This is a genomic window from Bradyrhizobium sp. NAS80.1, assembly GCF_001908205.1.
Lineage (GTDB): Bacteria > Pseudomonadota > Alphaproteobacteria > Rhizobiales > Xanthobacteraceae > Bradyrhizobium.
Map to the genome: position 1 here is coordinate 40,227 of NZ_LGHL01000048.1, position 21,753 is coordinate 61,979.

Consider the following 21,753-nt stretch of genomic DNA (forward strand, 5'->3'; position numbering starts at 1 on the left):
ATGGATTTCAGTAACGGAACGGCCAGTTGCTCCAAAGTCGCTTCGCATCGCGCCACAGCCCGATCAGTCCGTCGGGCTGTACCCGCAGTACGGTCATGATCACGACGCCATAGATCAGGCCTCGCACCTCGAGCGCGCGCGTCGAAAAGGTCTCCGTCAACCCGCTGCCAAGCGCATCAAACAACCACCTCGTGAACTCGGGCAGCAGCGACATGAAAATGGTGCCGAGAATGGCACCTGCGATCGACCCCAGCCCCCCGACGATGATCATCGCCAGAGCTTCGATGCTCACGAGTACGGCGAAGCTATCGACATTGATGTAACGCACCTGGTAGGCGGCGAGCGCCCCGGCCGCGCCGGTGAAGAACGCCGAGAGAGCAAAGGCCATCAGCTTGTAGGCAACCAGATTGATGCCCATCATCTCGGCCGCGATGTCGTGGTCCCGGATGGCGACAAAGGCGCGTCCGATCCGGCTACGCATCACGTTCATGGCCGCGGCAACGAACAGCACACAGGCCGCCAGGCTGAAATAATAGAACGACACCTTGCCGGCGAGCGAAATGCCGAGCAGATCGGCCGCCGGAAGTGACAGACCGGCTGATCCGCGCGTCAGCCAATCCAGGTTCAGGATCGAGTGCGTCACGATGATCGTGAACGCGAGCGTCGTGATCGCGAGATAAAGTCCCTTCAACCGCAGCGAGGGAATACCGACCAGCAGGGATAATGCCGCCGCCAAAAGACCGCCGCAGATGATGCCTGGAATGATAGGCACCGCGTAGTCGACGGCGAGGACGGCCGCGGTGTAGGCGCCTATCGCCAGAAAACCGGCGTGACCGAGCGAGATGAGGCCACACACTCCTGTCAGCAGGTTGAGGCCAACTACGCCAATCGCGGTGATGAGAATGGTGGTCGCCAGCGCCAGTACATAGGAGCTCGCAACCCACGGCAAGGCCATGCAGCCCACCAGCAACATCGCAGTCCATGCCTTGACCGCGCCGGAGTCGGTCAGCGCCACCAGCTCGAGGTAACTCTGCTTGAAATGTCCCGCCCGCATCAGACTCGCTCCACGTTGCGCGTGCCAAACAGGCCGAAGGGTCGAATCATCAGAACCACCAGAATGATCACAAAGCCGATGATCTCCTTGAGGCCGCGCCCTACGTAGCCCTCGCCGAGGTTCTCAAGGATGCCAATGATGAAGCCGCCCGCGGCCGAGCCGCCTACCGCGTCGAGCCCGCCGAGGATCGTCGCTGGAAATCCCCGCAGACCGAAGGCCGACATATCCGGGCCGAGTTCATAGATTGTCGAGATCAGGAGCCCGGCCAGTCCGGCAGTACTCGCGGCGAGCACCCAGGCCAGCGCATAGATCCGCCGCACATCGATGCCCATCAATAGCGCGACGGTCTCGTCGTTGGCGGCGGCGCGCATGGCAATGCCGGAGCGCGTATAGCGGTAGAACACCGCGAATCCCGCCATGATCGCGAGCAACAATCCGATCGCGATGGCCTGCGCCAGATAGAGACGAACGGGACCGAGCGACAAAACGATGTCTCCCGGCGAAGCCGAAAATTCCAGCGGCGCTGCGCCCCAGACCAGAACGACCAGTGACCTGATGAAGACTGCAAGGCCGACCGTCATCATCACGATCGAGATCGTAGGCTCCCCGATCATCGGACGGATCAGGACAAATTCAATGACGAGACCGAGCAGCACCGACACTACAATGACAACCGGCACCAGGCCCCAGAAGCCGAGCGCGGTGTGAACGCCGATAGTGTGGGCGATGTATGCGTTCAGCATCATCATCTCACCCAGGGCGAAGTTGATGACCCGGGTCGCCCGGTAAATAATAGCGAACCCGATCGCGACGAGACCGTAGATTGCGCCGACCGCCAGCCCCGACCCAAGGAGAGCAAAGAAATAGTTCAAGCTCGTGCTCCATAAAGCTCGGAGATTTCTTGCGCGAATTTCTGTTCGATCGATTTGCGCCGAACCTTCATGGTGGCGGTGAGCTCACCGTCGTCATGATCAAGCTCCTTGCTCAGCAGAGCGAACTTGCGCACCTGCGCCACCCGTGCGAAGCGGGAATTGGCTTTCTGCACGTCCTGCCCGATCAGCTCACGCACCTCGGCGAGCAATGTCAGGCTGCGAAACGTCGTGAACGAGAGCTGACGCTCCTGCGCCCACTTGCCCACGGTGTCGTAATCGATCTGGATCAGCGCCGAGACGAAGTTGCGGCCATCCCCGACCACGATGGCCTCGCGCACATAAGCGCTCTCCTTCAGCGCGTGTTCGATTTCCGAAGGCGAAATGTTCTTGCCTCCGGACGTGATGATGAGATCCTTCTTGCGGTCGATGATCTGCACCTCGCCGTCGACGACCGCCGCGATATCCCCGGACGCGATCCAGCCGTCATTCATCACCGCTGCCGTCGCTTCGGGAGCGTCTAGATAGCCCAGAAATACGGTCGGCCCTTTCATCAGCAGCTCGCCGTCCTCACCGAGGCGATACTGAAGCGAGGGGATCGGAACACCGACACATCCGAAGGCAGTTCGTCCCGGCTGCTGCTGAAAGGCGACGGCGGCCGTTTCCGTCATCCCGTAGACCTGGTAGATCGGAAGTCCGATGCAGCGGAAGAACAGGAGCGTCTCGGGCGACACTGATGCCGCTCCGCAGAAGCAGGCGGCAGCACGATAGAGACCCAGGAACCGCTGAATGTTGCGGAACATCAGCACATAGAGCAACCACGCCGCGGTCCTGTCGCGCAGGCTCCTCCGCTGGCCGCCGGCCGCAATCTCGCGCCGCGCGATAGGCAATGCCCGCGATAGCGCAAACTGATACGCCCAGCGGTGCAGCGGATAGGATTCCCTGATCTTGATATCGATGGTCTGCTGTAGCTTTTCCCAGATGCGCGGAACGCCGAGGAACAGGGTCGGCCCGATTTCGCGCAGGTCCGCAGAAACGGTATCGACCGACTCCGCGAAATTCACCACGGAGCCGCAACAGAGCTGCATCACCGTCGAGAATGATCGCTCCGCGACGTGACAGAGCGGAAGATAGCAGAGAACCTCGTGGTTATTTCCGTCGTAGCCGAAGGTATCGACAACGCTGCAGGCAGCTACCAGCATGTTTCGATGCGACAGCATCGCACCTTTGGGCGCGCCGGTTGTGCCCGAGGTGTAGACAATGATCGCGGGTTCGTCCGGCGAGCGCTCCGCCATTTGCTTCTTGTGAGCGACCAGCGCCGCAGGATCCTGCTCCAGCCGACGCCGGCCACGCTCGATCAGGTCGGCGAAGCTGATCAGGCCATCCTCCTGATAGCCTCGCATGCCTTTGTCATCGACGTAGACGATCCAGGACAGATTGGGCAGGTCTGTCTGTCGGCGCGCTTCGAGGATCTTGTCGACCTGCTCCTGGTCGCCGCACACGACAACCCGCGCTCCGGAGTTCTGGAGGATGTAGGCCAGCTCCGGCCAGGGGCTGGTCGGATACAGACCGACACAAATCCCGCCGAGCGACTGCGACGCGAGGTCGGCATACATCCATTCCGGAACACCCTCGCCGGCGATCGCCATCCGATCGCCTGGCCCATATCCAAGCTCCGACAGCCCAAGCGCAACGAGATCCATGTTGCAGGCGTACTCGCCCCAAGTGACGCGCTTCCAGATGCCGAGCTCTTTTTCCCGGAAAGCGAGTCGATCCGGCTGGATCTCGCTCCAGAGCCGAACGAGTTGCGGCAGTGGTAGATTTCCGGCACGAGCCAGATCGCGTATCGGATTGCTCATGCCGCTTCGCCCGCGCCGCCGAGATAGGCCGCCATCACCCGCGGATCCTGCGAGACCTGCGTTGGAGTGCCGTCGCCAATCTTCCGCCCAAACTCCAGGACGACGACCTGATCCGATATATCCATCACGATGCCCATGTCATGCTCAACCATCAGCACCGTGACGTTGAGCTGCTCCTTGATATCGAGAATGAAACGCGCGATGTCCTCGGTTTCCTCCTGGTTCATGCCCGACACCATTTCATCAAGGAGAAGGAACCGCGGCTCGATGGCCAGCGCTCGACCGAGCTCCACCCGCTTCTGCAAGCCGTACGACAACGTACCGACCGGCAGATCCCGCACATTCTGGATCTCAAGGAAGTCGATGATTTCCTCGACCCTGCGCCGGGCCCTGATCTCCTCGTTGCGGACACGCCCCCAATAGACCGCCGCCGTGAGCGGATCAGCCGAAAGCCGCGCGTGCATCCCGACTAGAATGTTGTCCACCACGGTGGCATGGGCGAAGACCGCCAGATTCTGGAACGTGCGACCCAGGCCGCGACTCGCCATGCGATAGGCCGGAGAGTTCGTGATGTCGCGCCGCTCGAAACTCACCCGCCCGGTCGTCGGCGGCACGAGACCGCTGATCATGTTGAGGACAGTGGTCTTGCCGGCCCCGTTTGGGCCGATCAAGCTGCAGATCGTCCCCTGCTCAACGGAAAATGACACGTCCTGCACGGCCTGCACGCCGCCGAAGGCCTTGCCCAGCCCTTCGACATCCAGAATCGAACTCACGACAGCCACCGCTTCCGGCGCTTATAATGTTTCACCTCGCGCATGCTGCGCCGATCCCCCTTGGCACCAAGACCCAGATAGAATTCGCAAATGTCTTCATTGCGCTTGAGCTCGTCTGAGGTCCCATCGAGCACAACGCGACCGTTTTCGAGAACGTAGGCCTGGCGTGAAGCATCGAGCGCGAGCTGAGCGTTCTGCTCGACCAACAGCACTGTCAGACCATTGTCGCGGCACAGACGCTCGACCGCCGCGTAGATCGCCTGCGCCATCAGAGGCGCAATGCCGAGCGACGGCTCGTCCAGCATCAAGAGGCGGGGATTCGTCATCAGCGCTCGCCCGATGGCCACCATCTGCTGCTCGCCGCCGGACAGATATCCGGAGAGAACCGCGCGCTTATCCTTGATCCGCGGAAATAGGGCGTAGATCTCCTCAAGCCTGCGCGCGACGTCAGCCCGTTCGGCGATGTGACCTCCCACAACGAGGTTTTCTTCCACAGTCAATTCGATGAAAAGCCTGCGCCCTTCCGGCACATGCGCGATGCCGAGCCGCACGATCTCATCAGGCGCCAGCGACGTCAGATCGTGCCCTTCGAACTTGATCAGCCCCTCGCGAATTGAGCCGTCTTCGGGATAGAGAACGCCGGATATGGCTTTAAGCAACGTCGTCTTGCCGGCGCCGTTTGCACCGAGCAGCGCCGTCATGCCGCCGACGCCGACCGCCAGCGAGGCATTACGAACGGCCTCAATGGCGTTGTTGTAGACGACCTGGAGATTTTCGACCTCGAGCATCTCACCCCCTCGCGCCGACCTCTTGAACGGGCCTCGCCGCCGCTACCGTTAGCAAGGCTCCGCAAGCGCTGCAATAAAAAAAACGGTTGCCCGTCCGTTTGTTGGCGCAGCCCTTTTTACCGCCAGGCAGGCCTTCGCTTCTCCAGAAACGCCTGCAAGCCTTCGCGCGCCTCCGCCGTCTCCCACCTCTTGACCAGAGCATCCGCCGCTTCGGCGATCATCTCGCCCTTGGATAGTCCGCCCGCCCTTTGAAATAGCCGCTTGGTTTCGGCAATCGCCCCCGGCGCCGACCTCAAGATCACGCCGACCTCCTCCTCGATAGCCGTATCAAGCTCGTCCTGCTCGACCACGCGATGCACGATACCGAATGTGAGCGCATCGGCAGCGGACACCGGATCACGACCAGTCAAGAAGCGCGCCCGCGCCGACGCTTCGCCGAGCCGAGCAACGACAAAGGGCGAAATCATCGCCGGGACAATGCCGAGCCTGACCTCTGACAAGCCGAACGATGCCTTCGTGCCTGCAATCGCAATGTCACTGCAGCAAACCAGCCCAAATCCCCCGCCGATCGCCGCACCATGGACGCGGGCGATAACCGGCTTCGGACACGCGTCCACAGCCACAAGCAACTCGCCGATCCGAAGCGCATCCTGACGGCGCTGCTCAGAGGAGAGATCCAGAATGCCACGCATCCATCGCAGATCGCCTCCAGCGCTGAAACTCCTGCCCTCTCCCGCCAGAACAACCGCGCGGACATCCCGCTCTTGCGAGATGCGCTCGACCGCATCGTTCAACGCAACAACCAACTCGGGATTCCAGGCGTTGTGCAGTTCAGGGCGATTAAGCGCAATCCGCGCCACACCCCGCGCGTCGACCTGACACGTCACGACGCCCGGCTGTGAGATCACCGACGATTCCTGCGTCATGACGGCTCCGACAATAAACAAACGGTTGACCGTTGCATTCCTAGATTGGTTTTGATACGCCGTCCACCGGAAAGAACGGCCACGACAAGCGAGAGGCGATCAAATGTCGCAGGATACTCGGCACCGAGCCAAAGGCTCGCCAGCCGCCGGCAATCCGCCGAAGATGCACAATGCTTTCCGGAAGCATACCTGCGATCGATCGAAAGACATGACCCGACGCGAACCTCGCAGCGGGGGCAATTCATGACGGTCCTTCGCGAGTTGGTCCATCCCGGCGTTGCGCTGATCACCATCAACCGGCCCGAAAAGTTCAATTGCATCGATCCCGCAACGGACGCCCTGATGCGCGAAGCATGGGCCTGGGCTGATCAGAGAGAGGACGTACGCTGCATCGTGCTGACAGGCACGAACGGATCGTTCTGCGCCGGCGGCGATATCGAGCGGCTCCTTCCCGACATTCGAGACCGCAGTCGGTTGAATGACGATGACGGGACCTTCTGCGGGTTGACCCGCGTCTATCCGACGCGAAAGCCGATCATTGCGGCGGTCAATGGTCTTGCCTTCGGCGGCGGCCTCGAACTCGCTCTGGCGTCCGATATTCGCATTGCCAACACCAGGGCCAGATTTGGCTTGCCGGAGGTTCAGATCGGTGTCCTGGCCGGTGCCGGAGGAGCAAGCCGCCTGCCACGCTTCATCGCGCCAGCCGTGGCAGCGGAAATGCTGTTGACGGGTGACCCGATCGACGCCGCAACCGCGCTCCGTATCGGTCTCGTCAGCCGCGTGGTCGAGGTCGATGCGCTTCTCGACACTGCATTGAAGATTGCTGGTCGTATTGCCGCCAACGCTCCGCTGGCTATCGCAAAGACCCTCGACCTCATCCGAAAGTCGCGTTCGCTCAGTCTCGCCGAAAGCTTCGACATCGAGCGAGCCGGCCTCCGCGATCTCCTATCGTCCGCGGACGCCGCGGAAGGCTTCGCCGCATTCGCCGCAAAACGAGCCCCTCAGTTCAAGGGACGCTGAGATGACTGATCTCTACCTGCTTGACGAAACCACGAGCCAAATCCGTGACACGGTTGCGGCGTTTGCCGCGGAGCGAATTGCGCCCCTGGCCGACAGGGTGGACCGGACCGACGTGTTCCCGCGCGAACTGTGGCCCGAACTCGGCGCGCTCGGCATTCTCGGCATCACCGCTGACGAGGCCGATGGTGGATCGGGCCTCGGCTATCTTGCCCATGTTGTCGCTTCGGAGCAGGTCTCGCGCGCGTCCGGCTCGATCGGAATTTCCTACATCGCCCACTCCAATCTATGCGTCAATCAGATCCGCCTCAACGGCAACGCCGCACAGAGAAAGCGCTTCTTGCCGAAGCTGATCTCGGGAGAGCATGTCGGGGCGCTCGCCATGAGCGAAGCGGGCTCTGGATCGGACGTCGTGAGTATGTCGCTCAAGGCTACCCGACGCGGCGATAAATTTGTCCTCAACGGCACCAAGATGTGGACCACCAATGGACACCATGCCGACGTCTACATCATCTACGCCAAAACCACGCCGGATGCCGGCAAGCGCGGCATCACCGCGTTCATCGTGGAGCGGAATTCGCCCGGGTTTAGCCAGGGCCAGAAGCTCGACAAACTCGGCATGCGCGGCTCCGGCACGTGCGAGCTGATATTCGAGGACTGTGAGGTTCCAGAAGAGAATGTTCTGGGGAAGCTCGACGGCGGCGTCCAGGTGCTGATGAAGGGGCTCGACTACGAACGCATCGTTGCCTCGTCAGCCTCCATCGGGTTGATGCAGGCGGCGCTGGATATCGCCCTGCCCTATGTCCGTGAGCGGAAGCAGTTCGGCCGCCCGATCGGAGAATTCCAGCTGGTCCAGGGCAAGCTTGCGGACATGATGACCTCGCTCAATGCCGCGCGAGCTTATTTGTATACGGTTGCTGCGGCTGCAGACCGGGGAATGCCGCTCAGGAAGGAAGCCGCCAGCGCCATCATGTTCGCGTCGGAGCGCGCGACCCAGGTGGCGCTCGATGCGATCCAGCTTCTCGGCGGCAACGGATATATCAATGATTTTGCCACGGGTCGTTTGTTGCGGGATGCCAAACTGTACGAGATCGGCGCAGGTACGACCGAGATCCGCAAGATGCTCATCGGTCGTGAACTGATGGAAGGCCATTGAACTCCGGTGACGGCAAAGCTGGAGCGACGGGCTAACGCCATGCTCGTCCGCCCCCTCGATCATGACCGCAAGAAGCTCAAAAGTCCGGACCGAATACGTCGCTGTTGAACTGGGCCGAGGCCTCGTCGTTGTCCATGCTGTTGATCAGGTTCTGCTCGGGATCCGTAAAGCCACCTGCTGAGAGCGCATCTGCCGGCAATGCGCCAAAACTGGCGCGATATTTGTCCATTGCGGCCACGCTGCCGACATAAGCACAGGTGCACCCGGAGGGATCGGCGTAGACATAGTAGGGACGCCCGCCCTTTTGCCGCAGCTGGAATTGATTGGGTGGAAACGACATCAGCCGCTTCAACATCTCCGGCGTGGTGGCGGCGATGGGGTTAAACCCCGACGATATCAACAATTGGCCCGTCGACTGCTGAGCATAGACGTGGGCGCCCAAATATACCTCGGCGAGAAGAACGACCGAGACGACGGTTGCAGTAGCGCATGCAGATCGAAGACTCATTTTCTGCTCCGGGGATGCCTGAGTGGACCACTGTTTCGAGCCTGGAGGGACACGGAAGGCATCTATAGATACGCCGTGTACGAGCCGATCCACACCAGGATCGACATCAGCAAGCCGATGACTCCGGCGTTGTCCGCGAACACGGTGGCGGTGCCGGGCATGCCGAGCCTGAGCTGACTGCGGTCAATGGTTTTCGGTATGGATATGGCAGCAGGATAGACCTTGGCACCGCCGATCGAGCCGACGCGCGCCAGCGCACCCGAGACCGCGATCTGGCCCTGCCCCACGCCCTGCGGGATGGCCGCGACCGTCGCTTCGTGGATACGGCCGGGATCATCGTCGAACACCAGCTTGACCCGCGCGCCGGGCTTGATGGTCTTGAATCCGTTGGGGGCGAACATGCCCGCAATGAGGATATCGCTTGTGACGACGAACGACATCACCGATCGCGCCGGCATGGCGCGGTCTCCAACGGCCAAGGCCATGATCGTAACGACGCCGTCGCCGACGGCACGGATCGTCGTTTGCTCGAGCTCCCATTTGGCCTGGTCAAGCTGGGCCTGGATCTGTGCGACGGTCGTATTGACCCCGCCGACCTCCGATTCCATAGCCAGCCGCGCATTCAGTTGCGCGGCCTTGGCTGCCTGTAGCTGAAACCCAGCCGTTTCGTACTGCACCTGGATGTCTTGCAGGCGAAACTCGGTCTGCGCGTCCTCGCTGACGAGCTTGCGGTAATCGGCAAGCCGCTGGGTGTGATAGGCGAGCTGCCCGGACAGCCCCTCGACATTTGCAGTCGCCTGCTCGTAACTGGCTGTCAATTGCTTGACCTGCTGGCGCGCCTGGGCGAGCGAGGCCTCGAGTTGGTCGACCTTGTACTGGAACGGTGCCGGGTCGATGCGAAATAGCACGGCGCCGGCTTTCACCGGTTCGTTAGGCTTGACCGGAATGTCGATCACCTCGCCGGAAACATTCGGCGTGACCTCCATGACGCGGGAAATCACGACAAAGCTTCCCGACGGGGTGAGGTAGTTGAACATCGCGAGGAACACCGCGAGGATAAAGGCACCGAACAGCCCTGCGACAGTACCGGACGCCCAACCCCATCGCACCAGCTTGAGCCTGAAGAAGACGAGCCACACCAGGATCAAGTACAGCGTCAGGATGATGAGCACGGTAGAACTCCCCTAACTGCCGAGTACCGGACACTAACAAGCCCGCAGCACGGCAGTATCGGCCAATTGCTTGCATCCACGACACCGGCGTGCGCCCGCCAGACAGGCCCGGAGCGAGACGCGTCAGCCCGTAGCTAGCCCGGCACAAGGGCGCCGGGCCAAATTCTACGCAGCTCCGTTAGTAGCACGGAGGATAAGGATAGTATCCGCAAACCGGCGGGCGATAGTAATACGGATACGGGTGGTACGCGTAGGCTGCCGCAGCGCCGGCCGCCGCGGCGGCTCCAGCATAAAACGCACCCCGATAGGCCGTACGTCGCGCAACGCCCGCGAATGAAAGCGGCGTAAAGGGAAGGCCGATGATGTCGATAAAGACAGAAGCAGGGCCATCGGCGCCCTTGAGGTCGCCTTCGAGGACATCGACATCGAAGGCAAGGTTATCGCCTTCGAGCTTGGGATTTTTCAAGGTGACAACGACATCCCGCACGCCGCTGCCGTCCTTCTGAAATACGGACACCGTGGCGTTAGGCGGATTCTTTGCAAAATTGTCGCTGCCCGATCCCCAATCTTCGACGATATGGCTGGTCAGATCGTGACCGGCCGAGCGAACTGGCCGATCTGCAAATATGATCGCATTTGGCGCGACGCCGGCGAGGACCAGCTTGCCGGGCTGCAGGTTCGCGCCTCTGGAGTTGACGACAATCAGCGATGGAACGACCTGGGGTTTGGTGGCCCCGATCGTCTTTAGTGGCGCATTGGGCGCCGTGTCTTGCGCCAAGGCCATGTTTGTGACCGTCAGCGCACCGAGAAACGCAAGCGCACGCATCGTATTCGATAGCATGTTTCAACTCCAAAATCAGGGACCATCCGGGCCGAGGCATGATGGGAAAGAATGGAGGCCGGCTGAATCGGCCGGCCTCCTTTCTTCATTAGTAACCGCCGAACTTGTAATTGACGCGCACGGTGAGCAGATTCACATCCGTTTTGGTGTTGGTGGTGATCGAACGGACAGGCGCCAGCGACGGCGTCGCGAAGGTGCTGCTGTCGCTCACCCGCCACAGATAGTCGTACTCGAGGCCGGCCGACCAATTCGGGGAGAAGCCGTACTCGAAGCCGACACCCACGACGCCACCCCAACGGGTGCGCTTCGCAAAGTCGAGGCCCGTGCCGGTTGCGGTGTCGTAAAGACCAAAATTCTGGCTACCAACCGCGGCACCGCCCTTGGCGTAGAACAGGACATTGTCCATCGCATAGCCAATTTGACCCGTGAACAGACCCAAGCCGTCGAGGGTCGACTTGTAGGTATTGGCCGGGTTCAGCAGACTGACACGCGTGTTGCGGATGTTGGTCCAGTCGCCCTGTCCTTCCAGACCGAACACCAACTGTCCGGCCTGCCAGCGATAGCCAACCTGGCCACCGATGGCGCCGCCGCCGGCGCTCTTGCAGCCTTCCGAGAAGATGCCGCCAATACCGTTGATGGCGGTGACATCGACACACTGGTTGCTCCAGCCATACCCGCCGTTCGCGCCGAGGTAAAAGCCGGACCAGTTGTACATCGCCACCGCGATTGGGGCCGCCTTGTAGACGGGCCGCGACGGAAGGTCAGCGGCCTTTGCAATACCCGTGAGCGAAACGGACATCGCAGCTGCCGCGGTAAGTAAGCTAATTTTCTTCATTGCCTGTAAGCCTCATCGAATTGGAGAACACCTGGGCCATTTGCCATCGACCTTGTCTCGGTCGATATGCAGAAACTGTCACCTCGGACCATTTCACCGCACTGTTGCACCAAAACACCATTCGGCGCTCACAGCGAATTGCGAGACTTCACTGCACAAGATCGGCGATATGTCTCGGATGGCAACTCTCCGAACAGCGACCGGTAGTGCCCGGCAAACCTGCCGAACTCGGTGACGCCATGGGCCGCCAGGATGTCTGCGAGCCTGGCCGATGCGCCGGTCTCGCGACGGACATCGTGGTAAACGAGGTTTAACTGCCGCAGCCTCAGATAGTGCTTTGGCGAGAAGCCGAGATAGCGCACAAAAGCGCGCAGCAAGGTTCGGTACTCCACCTTGGTAGCTTTCACGATATCCGTGATGTTGATGATGTCAGTCGACCGCGCCCGAACGAATTCAAGTGTCTCCAGAACGATTCGCTCGGACGAGAGGGTGTACTTGTTGGGCAGGACAGTTTCGCTCAGGCGATTGTCCCAAACGTAAGCCAGTTCCTCCATTAAGGCGCGCTCCATATCCCGGGCCATAATGGGCCGGTCAGCGGGAGCGCAATTGCGGATGGAGCGAAGAGCCTGCCTCGATGCTTCGATCAGTCTCGATGCGATCGGCTCTGGCAGCCGGACGAGATGCTTGGCGGTCTTCGGCGCATCCTGATTTGTGGCAGCGGGGAGGATCTTCCTCGCGATACTCTCTTCGCTCGGCAGCGACCACGCTATCCATTCGACATGACCGGTACGAACAAAGGTGAAGTGACAATCCGGAGGGAAAATGACCAGGTCAGACGCCTGGCATGGCGCGCCATCGAGCACCACGCGATCGTCGAAGTTGGACGACTGGATGATCAGCGTCGTAAAGGTCGGCTCAGTGACGCCATGGACGATCCCCGGGCCACCATCGGCGCCGAATTGAAGGATCGTGCGATTCAATGTGAGATACTTCACCCCCCAACGGCGCGAGGACGGGGCGGATTTCAGAAATGTCACCGTCGCGCCCTGAATGGCGTCGGTGTATTGCCCGAAATCATTCAAATCCAAGATCCCGCCTCGTCAGAGCGGCAGCTCAGGTGAGGTAGATGGGAGCCTCTGCGGATCGCCAAACTGCACAAGCGGATCGGTCCACAGCGGACGACCGACCCGCTCGCAGATAATCACTTCATCTGGATGCCCATCATCTCCCGCTCCGCCTTGAACACGACGGCGATGGCATCGATGATGAGTTTTTCGGGATTGGCCTTGCAGTAGACGATGACCTCGTGCTCCGTGAGCTTGCCCTTACGCAAGTCGAGGAAATGCTTCTTGGCAAGGCCATTGTACCACCCGCTGTACCAGGCCGTCAGCGCATCGGCGTCTTCCTGGTAGGTCCCCGCGAGCTGCGCGCAGGTCAGCTTCTGGACGTCGATGAATCCGTTCGCATCGACATAGGACGACAGCGGCACCTGGGCCTTGGCTGAAGCCATCATGGCAACCAGCAGAGTGACGGAAAGCAGAAGTTTCGAACGCATTGGGAACCCCATTGGAATGAAGCGGATATAGAGAGATTTCAAACGATCCGGATCTCGGAATCCGCACGGTGCAACGCTATCGGATAGTCGAAGCGGTGCGCCGCGCAGTCCGGTGGATCAGGGGCAGCGCATGTAAATGCGGCCATAGGCATCGACCGCCTGGACGCATGGGGGGGGCGACAACAACTGGCGCTGCCGCAGCGGCGGCCGCGCCGACCGCAACTCCCGTGGCGACGGCGCCTGCTGTCACCGCTCGCGCCGTCGTGCGCCTGGCAACGCCGGCGTAACTCAGGGGCGTCAAAGGCCGTCCGATGATCGCATGGGCCTGAGTGACAAAGGAGCCGGGCTCAACCAGCGCCTTGTCGCTCGCGAACAGGCCAGCAGTCACGGCGACGACCACTCCTGCGAGCTGCACGGACTTGGTGATGGAAGATGAAGATGTCATTTCTTTCCTCCCTGGAGTGATCCTGGCGGGACTTCATCGATGCCCCCAAGCGAGTCGAAAGCCACTGGCTTCACTTCCGCAGCGGGCTTGAAGACAAAGGCGTCCGCTGGCGGCTGGGCATTTGTCTTCCAGTTCTTGATCCGCAGGGTGTATTGAGGCGCGCCCGTCACTGCCTTGCTGGTAATGATGAACTTGCGGGGCACGGGATTGGCCCCGACTTCGATCCATATCTGCCAGTCGGTGTCAGGCGAGCGGAAGGCGAGATGCTCGCACTCGACCCCGTCGATGACGCCGCGGCCGATATGTTTTGCATCATATACACCCGTCATCAGGTCATCGAATGACCGTGGCAGCAGCAAGTCGGCACCCGGCGCCTCGACGCCGAAATCGGAACGCATCTTGTCGATCAATTGCTCTACGCTGCCGGAAAAATCCGCCTGGGCATAAGCGCCGACATGCTTTCCGAGGACCGTCAGCTTCTTGCCGTCGAAGACCAGCTCGAGGTCTGCATAGCCCCCAGTCCGGGTGGCACGCAGTTTGTCGGGACGGCTGAGCATGACCTGCCCCGAACTCGCAAACTGAATCTTTTGCAGATCGTTCGTGACCACTTCGATATCCGAATCGAAGGTCGCGTCGATGGTGGGTTGACCGCCGATATAGGCGGACATCCCTTTCAGGATTTGCAGGGCGCCGTCGCCCTGCGCCTGCGCGCCGCCGGCCAGGATGGCCGCGCAGAGGACAATGCCGGGCGCGAAGGCGCGCCGAACAAGACCGAGTGTGATCATCGATAGAGCCCTGTTCAGAACCGGTAGTTGACGCCGCCACGCACGATGTTCACTCGATCCGAGCTCACTCCGGTGCCGACGATTTTCGTGTAGAGATACTCGCCCTTCACGGACCAGTTCGGCGTGAACCCATATTCCACGCCAAGACCGGCCGAGATGCCCGGACGCCAGGACGAGCCCGAGCAATCCGGCAGGACGCCAAGCGTGCCGCAGGGTACGCCTGCGACGGTCGATGCGCTGGCGCTCGACTTGACGAAAGCTGCGCCGCCCGTGGCGTAGAGCAGCACATTGTTCATCGCCACACCGATCCGCGCCCTCACCGTCGACAGCGCACTGATGTTCGACGAGGTGTTCAGCGTGACGCCCTGCCCGATGCCGAGAATGCTGGGTGTTACGACGGACGAGCCCTTGATGTTGGCCCAATCCAAATCACCTTCCAGGCCGAGCACGACATATCCCTGCTGAATCTGTCCGCCAAACGTACCGCCGATCATGCCGCCACTGATGTCGAAACCAGCACGATCGAACCTGTTGGCGAACAGCACCAGCGGGTCCTGATTGCCCCAGCCATACCCGCCGTTAACGCCGACGTAGAATCCCGTCCAGTTATAGACGGCGGCAACCGAAGCCGGCGCCTTGTAGGCGGGTGCCGCCGACAAGTCTGCCGCAGCAGCGTAGCCGCCCATCATTCCCGAAGCTGCGATCGCAACTGCAAACTTACCAATCTTGTTCATTGCCCACCTGAGTGATTGAAGAAATTCGTGCAGCATCAAATCGCATCTGGCGCGCGCAACCCGCTATGCAGAATCTGACGTATGCCTTCAGTTTTCCCGACTGTGGCCAAGTTGCAGCAGCGGAAGCATTGGCTGACCGCAGGCCCACCTTCGCGAATGGCCTCTTGGTGCAAGGCGTGCGGTTGGACGAACATGCAAATTCTGACAATCGGTGATGTTGAGCGGTGACCGGGCGCTCGTGGCCTGGTTCAACTTTGGCGAACGCCATCCCCAACAATGCGTCGGAACGGTCTATGCAAAATCTGCCAATGCATAGCGGGCCGCATCGCAGCGGCTCCTACGGCAGATCTGCCTCTTTGGTGTCCTCGAAGGAGGCCGGCTCGACAAATGGCGGCTCGGACATTTCCGCAAGCCAATCGCAAATGAGCGTCGAGGGTATTGCCCGTCGCGGTGTGCAAGGATTGATGGTGCCCGCGGTCACGATGTATCCTTGCTCGAATTTCTGGCGAGCAAACCTCTGGGCGTCGAGCTCGGTCGGAAAGCTTTCACTTTGTCTCGAACGTCGTTGCGCCGATGCTTTGCGCACCTTCTTCGGCACCTCAAACGAAACATACCATGTTTTCGGGAGGTCAGCTGGCACCGGGGTTTTCCGATTTGTTTTCCCTGTGGGCTCGCCTATTTCTGCGGGCTCACTCTCGCCATCCGCTTTCGGCACCACGAACTGGAGCCGCGTCCCATCCCCTCACGCCAAAAGGCGCGGAGCGTCAGTAGACCGGACGCAGCTGTAGGCCGGAAAGGCCGACGGTGACGTCGATGGCAACCGACCCCTCTACGGAAACGGGCTGCAACGCAAATGACCGCCCCGAGCCACCGACAAGAACATTGACGCCGGCGCCCAAGCCGAGGGCGATATCACCTGACGCCCCGACATATTCGCCGGCGAGAGCTCCAACCGGAGGACCTGCCGTCGGGGCAAGAACCGCCCAAGCAAGTGCGCCTCCCGCCGAAACGCCGATATCGATTCCGACAGTGTTGAGTGCCCCTTCATAGAACTGAGTGGGGAACGGCGGGTTTTGTGTAAAGCGACATGACATCGATTGATGGCCAAATATGACAAACCCGATGCTGGGGTCGACCTTGCACCCCAGCATGCCGATCTGGGTCCACGATGCCTGCTGGGCGCCCGCGGAAGACACAGAGCCAGACCATGCGCCGAAGGCGCAGAGGGCAGCTAAAATTGGTGCACGCATTCGCTTCCCCATCATCACACAAAACCTCGTTGATCGCGGGCAGGAGCTTGGTCCTGGACCGCCCTCTGCTTTTGGTAGTTGAGCATGCTCGAAGCCGATCAGACTATGCAAAATCGGCACTCCGAACCTGCCGTGAGCGAAAAATCGCGCCCTCGACGGCTGAATCACGGGGTGAGAATCCAATAGCCGAGCCGCTTTGCGGACGTACGCGTCGCCTGGCGTAGTCGGGAACGGCTGGACGAGAACCTACGATCAGCCAGCGGAAACTTTGCCGAAATTGCATAGTCGACCTCGAGGGCGCGCGCTATTCGGGTCTCAATCCAAGCGTTACGTCCCCACCGCGCCTGCAAGTCGCGCCGCGCGGACCTGGTCCGCGGAAGAAAGCATCGCGATGCCGATCGACACACCGACTGCCGCGCACCTGTCGCAGGTCATTTCGCAGGTGACGCCGCCAGCGTTTCTCCTTGGCGCAGTTGCAGCTTTCGTTTCGGTTCTGATCGGACGGATGAACCGCATCGTCGACAGGCTACAGGCATTGCACGCTACAATCGACGGCGACATTTCCCCAGCGCATCCCGACGTGCCGCACCTTAGGCGCCGGGCAGTGCTTTTGAACAAGGCAATTATTCTTTCGACGATCAGCGCGATTGTCACGTCGCTCCTGGTGATCCTAGCGTTCGTCTGCACCTTCTTCCAGTTTCGGCATGAATACGGCGTTGCCCTGCTCTTTGTTATCGCGTTGAGTTTCTTCACGCTTTCGCTGGTGGATCTGGTCCGCGAGGCCCGCCTGTCGCTGCATGACCTCAGCCATCACAAACCACGCCGAAGCCCGTAGCAAACAAAATTCAAACGCCTGAGCGCTCCGGGCATCGATCATTTCCCGTCATAACCGAGACCTACCGGGAGCTGAATGCGACAACGCGAGGATTGCCCTTTCGTTTTCGAAATAGTAGCTTCATAGATCAGAAGTTGTATGCGACTTTGAGCTTCAATTTACCTGTTTGAAGACGATGTTACGTTCGTGCGATCTCTCTCAGGCATTCAAATGTTGCGGGGGTATCCGAAGTGTTTTGGGTTAGAAGGATGAGGATCGAAGATCCGCTGCTTTGCCCGAGCGCGGTTCAAGGATGCGAGATCAACGTATTTCCGACAAAGCGCGGCGAGCTCGATCTGACCATTGAGCAAATTGGTTTGAATCGGCTTTGGATGAGCCGGTATGAGCTGAATCTGCCTCAAGTCAATAAAATTGCCGTCCGGCCCGGGCGCAGATCCATCGGCTTTCTGACACGATTGGAAGGCCCCCCGATTCAGCACTGCGGTGTGGACGTCGCGCCGGGGGATATCGTCATCGACACGTACGATGTGTCGCATCAGCGTTGCGGCACCAACCATCGCTATGGCGGGATGTCGCTCTCCGAGGAAGATATGAGTGCAACGCTGGCAACCGTTGTTGGAGCTGACTTTCCGGCAAAGCTGCCAACCCGCGTCGTTCGGCCCCGCCCGGAGTTGATGTCACGCCTGTTGAAGATGCACGAAACCGTCGGCGAGTTAGCCCGTACGACGCCGGACGCTCTGGAATCGCCGGAGCTACGTCGCGGGTTCGAACAACAAATGTCTCATCTGATGGTTCGATGCCTTGCCGAGGGCGCCGGCATCGAGATCACCGCCGGCAGGCGGCGTCACGATGCGATCATCGCGCGGCTCGAGGATTATCTGGCCGAAAACCCGGACCGTGCCATCTATCTGACCGAACTCTGCGCTGCGACCGGCGTTTCCGAGCGGACGCTGCGATCGGCTTGCGAAGAACATCTCGGCATGGCTCCGATCCGCTATCTCACACTGCGAAGAATGCATCTGGTCCGGCGCGCGCTGCTGCGTGCTGACGCATCCAAGACCACCGTTACCCATATCGTGACCAACTACGGGTTCTGGGAGCTCGGGCGCTTCTCGGTCGCCTACCGCACGCTGTTTGGAGAGTTACCGTCGGAAACACTGCGGCGGCCCCCGCAGGATCCCCACGTCCATCTCATGCGTCCCACAACGCTGCCAGTCGAAGTCATTGTAGGACGGCTTCACTAGTCGCGGCATTTCCTTACCTGATGGCGCACATCGACCGGCCGATTTGCGCCATCGCAGCTTGCGATCGAAATGTCCTATTGCGCTCCTTGAAGCGCCCTTTTGTCTCATGGCGCCGGAATTGCATAGTCGAACCCTATCGATAGCCTGATGGTGCCTCATCGACGGGCCCCATGAGCATCAAATGGTCGCAAGAGCCATCCGCCCGTCCGATGGGACGAGGGGATATGGCTGAACGCTCCATTTCAAGGTTTGACGATCCCGGAGCCTACGAAGCCGGATTTGGCGATTTCGGTGTCAATCTCACGATAACTGGCCCCGGGGAATTCGAAGCGGAGTTGCTGCGGCTGAAACTGGACCATCTCGTCATCATGCGGCTGCGCGAATCGCTGCCGCGCATTGCCTGCATTTCGCTTGCAGCCGACAGGGTCTTTTTGTCCTTCCCAGTTGGCCGGGTGAGCCTGGAATGCGACGGGTTTGCTTTCCAAAGTGACCAGATCGCCCTTCATGGCCCGAGCCAGCAGATGCATCAGCTATCGAGCGGGAAATGCCAATGGGGCCTGATATCCTTGCCCGTGGAGCAGTTTGAAAAGAGTGGCGCGGCATTGACCGGCCAGCCGATCCTGCGCCCGCGCTCCACGAGGCTACTCCATCCTACCGGCGTGGACCTGGCCCTTTTTCGGCACCTGTTCCAACACGCCTGTCACCTCGCGGCTCCTGCAAACAAACTGATTGAGAAGCCCGAAGTGGCAAGGGCGCTCGAACAAGACATGATTCATGCCGTGATCCATTGCCTCACCGGCGACGGGACGGAAAACAGATCCAGGACACGCTCCAACCACACAGCCTTGATGACCCGCTTCGAAGCAGCGCTGCGCAAATCCGTCGACCGGAAGATCACGTTGCCCGATCTTTGCGCCGAAATCGGCGTGGCCGAACGCACATTGCGGATGTGCTGTCACGAATTTCTCGGCATCAGCCCGATGCGATACCTCCTGTTGCGCAGGCTGAACAAGGCCCGCGCCGCGCTACGGCGCGCCGATGCCTCTACCGCGAGCGTCGCCAGCATCGCGCGGGAGCATCAATTCTTTGAGCTCGGACGCTTCGCTGCGACTTACCGTGCAGCTTTCGGAGAAACGCCGCTGACGACGCTTCAGCGCAAGGCTTAGCTCTGTTCGGGAGAGGTGCACTTTTTGCCGATTTTGCATAGGCGGCCGGTTTCGGCGTGTCTACGGTCCGCCTCCACCAACGTGCCGGAAGCCCCCGGCTGATCGCAAGGAGAACGAGATGCGCAACAAGAAAGGCCTGCACATTTGCATGGCGTTGCTGGCGGCGACGTTACTGCTCGACACCGGGACTGCGCGGGCTCAGAGCGCACCCAACGGACAACTGAAGACGATCGGCGCGCCCTCCGCTGCAAATACTCAAATTGTGCCGTCGCTCATCGTTCTCAATTCTCGCAGCGCGACATTGCAAGGCGACAGCCTCGTGCTGACCGGCGTCACGCCGAACTCGATCATATTCGCAGACCGGCCCGTGCGCGCCGCCGGCCATCAGCTCACCGCTGACATCATCGCCGATTGGGGCACGGGCAAGGACAGCTTTGCCAGCGATCCTCCGAACGCGACTGTTTCGGCTTTCAACACCAAGGATGGCTCCGTCAAGGATGCCGTGGTCGTCCTGAAAAATCCGAAGCTGGATGGGGACAAGCTCGTCTTCGCGGTTCAGACACTCGAGGGCGATCTAAACGGTGCCGACGGCGCAGCCTCGATCTTCATCGATATTATCGGCCGCCCCTTTACACCGCTTTCCTTTGCGGGCGTCGCGCGGCGCACTGCATTCCGGGGCGCGATGTATGCCGGAGCCGCCGCTGTTGGAGCTGCAGCCGTGGGAGCCGCTTACGCCCGGCCCTATTGCGGCTATTATCCCTATCCTCCTTGTTATTGAACGCGTCCCGTGCCGGGCGGCACGTAGCTGCCGCCCGTTCCGGTTCGAACCTTGCAGCCTGGTCTCGCCTTGCCGGGCCCTGGTCGAGCAGGTGTCGTACCTGTATCTCCTGCTCTTCCCCCTCCTCAGCGCTATAGAGTCATCGCGCCAACGGCATGCACGTCACGGAGCGCTAGCGTTATTGCCGCCGCCCGCCGAAGTGGCGCAATTCTGGTAACCGATCGTCGTGCGTTCTTGACCCGATCGACGCCGACAATACGGCTCAAGGCGGTAGAAACATGGATTTTCTCGCGTCGGGAGCGTGGATCACAGACTGGCTGTGGGGACTCCCCTTGATCGTCCTTGCGTCGGTCATCCACGTCATCGGACTCGGAGCGATAGAGCTTGGCGTTGAGCGAGGTCTGAAGCGCGCGAAAAGAGTTCGCGGCCATCTGGCGACGTTTGTAGCGGTGGTGGGAGCGACCGTGCTGTCGGCCACCGCCTTGCACGCCATGGGGGCAGCTGTCTGGGCCGGAGCCTACCTCTGGCTCGGCGCTCTTCCAGACGAGCGCTCGGCGATGCTGTATTCAATTGGCGCGATGACGACCTTCGGCCATGCAAGCCTCCATCTTTCTGACCGTTGGCAGATGTTGGGGGCGCTCGAAGCTCTCAACGGCATGCTGCTGTTTGGGCTGACCACGGCCTTCCTCTACGCCACCATACGCAACGTTCATGCTGCCGTGTTGGGCACGCGGACGGTCGTAGTGGAGGCCGTCGAGGACATGCGAGCGGTCGATCCGGTTGGCCCAACGCGTCAGTCCAGGTCCTGAATGCAAACGGTCATTTTTCTCAGCATGGGCGGAGTAGCCACTGAAACAGCCAGGCGGCTCCCCTCCTGAGGTAGAACCGGAAACTTCTATCGCGGATTTGGAGATCGGAGCGTGCGGAGCGCTGGCGACATCATAGCGCCGCGACGAAGCAATGCTCATTCGCCATCGGCCGTGGCGCGCCGCCCTCTACGCAGAATGCAAAAGCCACTGGTCTACAGGAGGCGCACGATCGCCCGGCTACCTCTCTCGCCGAGATTCGTGCTTCTGCACCGTCGCCGATCAGCTTGGCGACGGTGCAGTGGGCTCACGAAGTGGCTATGCCGGCCCACCCAAGGACCGGCATAAGTTCATGTT

The 21,753-nt window shown here is 60.7% G+C and carries 24 protein-coding genes; 7 read left to right on the forward strand and 17 right to left on the reverse strand.

The annotated features are described in order from the left end of the window. Window positions 1-7 precede the first annotated feature (7 nt). The 6 genes from AC629_RS12150 to AC629_RS12175 all read right to left on the reverse strand — a co-directional run bounded on the left by AC629_RS12150 (window position 8) and on the right by AC629_RS12175 (window position 6,269). Window positions 8-1,054 (reverse strand): branched-chain amino acid ABC transporter permease, encoded by a 1,047-nt coding sequence (locus AC629_RS12150; RefSeq protein WP_084804999.1) that lies wholly within the window; start codon window positions 1,052-1,054, stop codon window positions 8-10. Continuing rightward, complete coding sequence (locus AC629_RS12155; protein ID WP_084805000.1) at window positions 1,054-1,926, reverse strand: branched-chain amino acid ABC transporter permease; 873 nt, start codon at window positions 1,924-1,926, stop codon at window positions 1,054-1,056. Before AC629_RS12155 ends, AC629_RS12150 begins: the two co-directional genes overlap by 1 nt. Continuing rightward, complete coding sequence (locus AC629_RS12160) at window positions 1,923-3,782, reverse strand: AMP-dependent synthetase/ligase (RefSeq protein ID WP_084805001.1); 1,860 nt, start codon at window positions 3,780-3,782, stop codon at window positions 1,923-1,925. The genes AC629_RS12155 and AC629_RS12160 overlap by 4 nt, the downstream gene beginning before the upstream one ends. Beyond that, window positions 3,779-4,555, reverse strand: coding sequence for an ABC transporter ATP-binding protein (locus AC629_RS12165; protein ID WP_084805135.1), 777 nt, complete (start codon window positions 4,553-4,555; stop codon window positions 3,779-3,781). The genes AC629_RS12160 and AC629_RS12165 overlap by 4 nt, the downstream gene beginning before the upstream one ends. Next, entirely contained in the window at window positions 4,552-5,343 is a 792-nt protein-coding gene (locus AC629_RS12170; RefSeq protein ID WP_084805002.1) for an ABC transporter ATP-binding protein, read from the reverse strand. Before AC629_RS12170 ends, AC629_RS12165 begins: the two co-directional genes overlap by 4 nt. A gap of 116 nt (window positions 5,344-5,459) precedes the next feature. Then, the gene (locus tag AC629_RS12175) at window positions 5,460-6,269 is read right to left on the reverse strand and encodes an enoyl-CoA hydratase-related protein (protein ID WP_143199080.1); all 810 of its coding nucleotides are present in this window, start codon (window positions 6,267-6,269) and stop codon (window positions 5,460-5,462) included. Window positions 6,270-6,512: 243 nt separating this feature from the next. Between AC629_RS12175 and AC629_RS12180 the strand changes: the two genes are divergently transcribed. After that, entirely contained in the window at window positions 6,513-7,289 is a 777-nt protein-coding gene (locus tag AC629_RS12180) for an enoyl-CoA hydratase/isomerase family protein (protein WP_084805004.1), read from the forward strand. Between the two features lies 1 nt (window position 7,290). After that, a complete protein-coding gene (locus tag AC629_RS12185) occupies window positions 7,291-8,442 on the forward strand; it encodes an isovaleryl-CoA dehydrogenase (protein WP_084805005.1) in 1,152 nt (383 codons plus the stop codon). 76 nt (window positions 8,443-8,518) lie between these two features. Here AC629_RS12185 and AC629_RS12190 read toward each other — a convergent pair whose 3' ends face one another. The 11 genes from AC629_RS12190 to AC629_RS12240 form a co-directional block, all read right to left on the reverse strand. Further along, entirely contained in the window at window positions 8,519-8,884 is a 366-nt protein-coding gene (locus AC629_RS12190) for a hypothetical protein (RefSeq protein WP_143199081.1), read from the reverse strand. A gap of 128 nt (window positions 8,885-9,012) precedes the next feature. Further along, complete coding sequence (locus tag AC629_RS12195; RefSeq protein ID WP_084805007.1) at window positions 9,013-10,122, reverse strand: HlyD family secretion protein; 1,110 nt, start codon at window positions 10,120-10,122, stop codon at window positions 9,013-9,015. A 178-nt stretch (window positions 10,123-10,300) separates the two neighbouring features. Beyond that, the gene (locus AC629_RS12200) at window positions 10,301-10,963 is read right to left on the reverse strand and encodes a hypothetical protein (RefSeq protein WP_502693008.1); all 663 of its coding nucleotides are present in this window, start codon (window positions 10,961-10,963) and stop codon (window positions 10,301-10,303) included. A gap of 88 nt (window positions 10,964-11,051) precedes the next feature. Next, window positions 11,052-11,762 carry an outer membrane protein gene (locus AC629_RS12205; protein ID WP_245331821.1) on the reverse strand — a complete coding sequence of 237 codons (711 nt, stop codon included), beginning with the start codon at window positions 11,760-11,762 and terminating at the stop codon, window positions 11,052-11,054. Between the two features lie 164 nt (window positions 11,763-11,926). Continuing rightward, window positions 11,927-12,886 (reverse strand): helix-turn-helix domain-containing protein, encoded by a 960-nt coding sequence (locus AC629_RS12210; RefSeq protein WP_084805009.1) that lies wholly within the window; start codon window positions 12,884-12,886, stop codon window positions 11,927-11,929. Window positions 12,887-12,999: 113 nt separating this feature from the next. Beyond that, the gene (locus AC629_RS12215; RefSeq protein WP_084805010.1) at window positions 13,000-13,353 is read right to left on the reverse strand and encodes an HdeA/HdeB family chaperone; all 354 of its coding nucleotides are present in this window, start codon (window positions 13,351-13,353) and stop codon (window positions 13,000-13,002) included. Window positions 13,354-13,429: 76 nt separating this feature from the next. Further along, window positions 13,430-13,798 carry a hypothetical protein gene (locus AC629_RS12220; RefSeq protein ID WP_349531102.1) on the reverse strand — a complete coding sequence of 123 codons (369 nt, stop codon included), beginning with the start codon at window positions 13,796-13,798 and terminating at the stop codon, window positions 13,430-13,432. After that, a complete protein-coding gene (locus AC629_RS12225) occupies window positions 13,795-14,583 on the reverse strand; it encodes a DUF2092 domain-containing protein (RefSeq protein ID WP_084805011.1) in 789 nt (262 codons plus the stop codon). The genes AC629_RS12220 and AC629_RS12225 overlap by 4 nt, the downstream gene beginning before the upstream one ends. Before the next feature lie 14 nt (window positions 14,584-14,597). Next, window positions 14,598-15,317 (reverse strand): outer membrane protein, encoded by a 720-nt coding sequence (locus AC629_RS12230; protein ID WP_245331822.1) that lies wholly within the window; start codon window positions 15,315-15,317, stop codon window positions 14,598-14,600. A gap of 337 nt (window positions 15,318-15,654) precedes the next feature. Continuing rightward, a complete protein-coding gene (locus tag AC629_RS47665; protein WP_210419027.1) occupies window positions 15,655-16,035 on the reverse strand; it encodes a hypothetical protein in 381 nt (126 codons plus the stop codon). A 46-nt stretch (window positions 16,036-16,081) separates the two neighbouring features. Further along, a complete protein-coding gene (locus AC629_RS12240) occupies window positions 16,082-16,567 on the reverse strand; it encodes a DUF992 domain-containing protein (protein WP_168195457.1) in 486 nt (161 codons plus the stop codon). Window positions 16,568-16,958: 391 nt separating this feature from the next. On the opposite strand from AC629_RS12240, the gene AC629_RS12245 reads away from it, so the two are divergent. The 5 genes from AC629_RS12245 (at window position 16,959) to AC629_RS12265 (ending at window position 21,399) form a co-directional block, all read left to right on the forward strand. Continuing rightward, complete coding sequence (locus AC629_RS12245; protein ID WP_084805013.1) at window positions 16,959-17,402, forward strand: DUF2721 domain-containing protein; 444 nt, start codon at window positions 16,959-16,961, stop codon at window positions 17,400-17,402. A gap of 248 nt (window positions 17,403-17,650) precedes the next feature. Then, window positions 17,651-18,646 (forward strand): AraC family transcriptional regulator, encoded by a 996-nt coding sequence (locus AC629_RS12250; protein ID WP_084805014.1) that lies wholly within the window; start codon window positions 17,651-17,653, stop codon window positions 18,644-18,646. 224 nt (window positions 18,647-18,870) lie between these two features. Then, entirely contained in the window at window positions 18,871-19,812 is a 942-nt protein-coding gene (locus AC629_RS12255) for a helix-turn-helix transcriptional regulator (RefSeq protein ID WP_168195458.1), read from the forward strand. Window positions 19,813-19,930: 118 nt separating this feature from the next. Next, on the forward strand, window positions 19,931-20,590 hold the full coding sequence (locus AC629_RS12260) for a hypothetical protein (RefSeq protein ID WP_245331823.1): 660 nt from the start codon (window positions 19,931-19,933) through the stop codon (window positions 20,588-20,590). Between the two features lie 278 nt (window positions 20,591-20,868). Continuing rightward, window positions 20,869-21,399, forward strand: a complete 531-nt coding sequence (locus AC629_RS12265; protein ID WP_210419028.1) for a hypothetical protein — start codon at window positions 20,869-20,871, stop codon at window positions 21,397-21,399. The last annotated feature ends 354 nt before the right edge of the window (window positions 21,400-21,753 follow it).

Coding starts and splice junctions, on each gene's coding strand:
- AC629_RS12150 (WP_084804999.1), bottom strand. CDS start 1,054: ATGCGGGCGGGACATTTCAAGCAGAGTTACCTCGAGCTGGTGGCGCTG.
- AC629_RS12160 (WP_084805001.1), bottom strand. CDS start 3,782: ATGAGCAATCCGATACGCGATCTGGCTCGTGCCGGAAATCTACCACTG.
- AC629_RS12170 (WP_084805002.1), bottom strand. CDS start 5,343: ATGCTCGAGGTCGAAAATCTCCAGGTCGTCTACAACAACGCCATTGAG.
- AC629_RS12175 (WP_143199080.1), bottom strand. CDS start 6,269: ATGACGCAGGAATCGTCGGTGATCTCACAGCCGGGCGTCGTGACGTGT.
- AC629_RS12180 (WP_084805004.1), top strand. CDS start 6,513: ATGACGGTCCTTCGCGAGTTGGTCCATCCCGGCGTTGCGCTGATCACC.
- AC629_RS12185 (WP_084805005.1), top strand. CDS start 7,291: ATGACTGATCTCTACCTGCTTGACGAAACCACGAGCCAAATCCGTGAC.
- AC629_RS12200 (WP_502693008.1), bottom strand. CDS start 10,963: ATGCTATCGAATACGATGCGTGCGCTTGCGTTTCTCGGTGCGCTGACG.
- AC629_RS12205 (WP_245331821.1), bottom strand. CDS start 11,762: ATGTCCGTTTCGCTCACGGGTATTGCAAAGGCCGCTGACCTTCCGTCG.
- AC629_RS12215 (WP_084805010.1), bottom strand. CDS start 13,353: ATGCGTTCGAAACTTCTGCTTTCCGTCACTCTGCTGGTTGCCATGATG.
- AC629_RS12220 (WP_349531102.1), bottom strand. CDS start 13,798: ATGACATCTTCATCTTCCATCACCAAGTCCGTGCAGCTCGCAGGAGTG.
- AC629_RS12225 (WP_084805011.1), bottom strand. CDS start 14,583: ATGATCACACTCGGTCTTGTTCGGCGCGCCTTCGCGCCCGGCATTGTC.
- AC629_RS12230 (WP_245331822.1), bottom strand. CDS start 15,317: ATGAACAAGATTGGTAAGTTTGCAGTTGCGATCGCAGCTTCGGGAATG.
- AC629_RS12240 (WP_168195457.1), bottom strand. CDS start 16,567: ATGCGTGCACCAATTTTAGCTGCCCTCTGCGCCTTCGGCGCATGGTCT.
- AC629_RS12245 (WP_084805013.1), top strand. CDS start 16,959: ATGCCGATCGACACACCGACTGCCGCGCACCTGTCGCAGGTCATTTCG.
- AC629_RS12250 (WP_084805014.1), top strand. CDS start 17,651: ATGAGGATCGAAGATCCGCTGCTTTGCCCGAGCGCGGTTCAAGGATGC.
- AC629_RS12255 (WP_168195458.1), top strand. CDS start 18,871: ATGGCTGAACGCTCCATTTCAAGGTTTGACGATCCCGGAGCCTACGAA.
- AC629_RS12260 (WP_245331823.1), top strand. CDS start 19,931: ATGCGCAACAAGAAAGGCCTGCACATTTGCATGGCGTTGCTGGCGGCG.
- AC629_RS12265 (WP_210419028.1), top strand. CDS start 20,869: ATGGATTTTCTCGCGTCGGGAGCGTGGATCACAGACTGGCTGTGGGGA.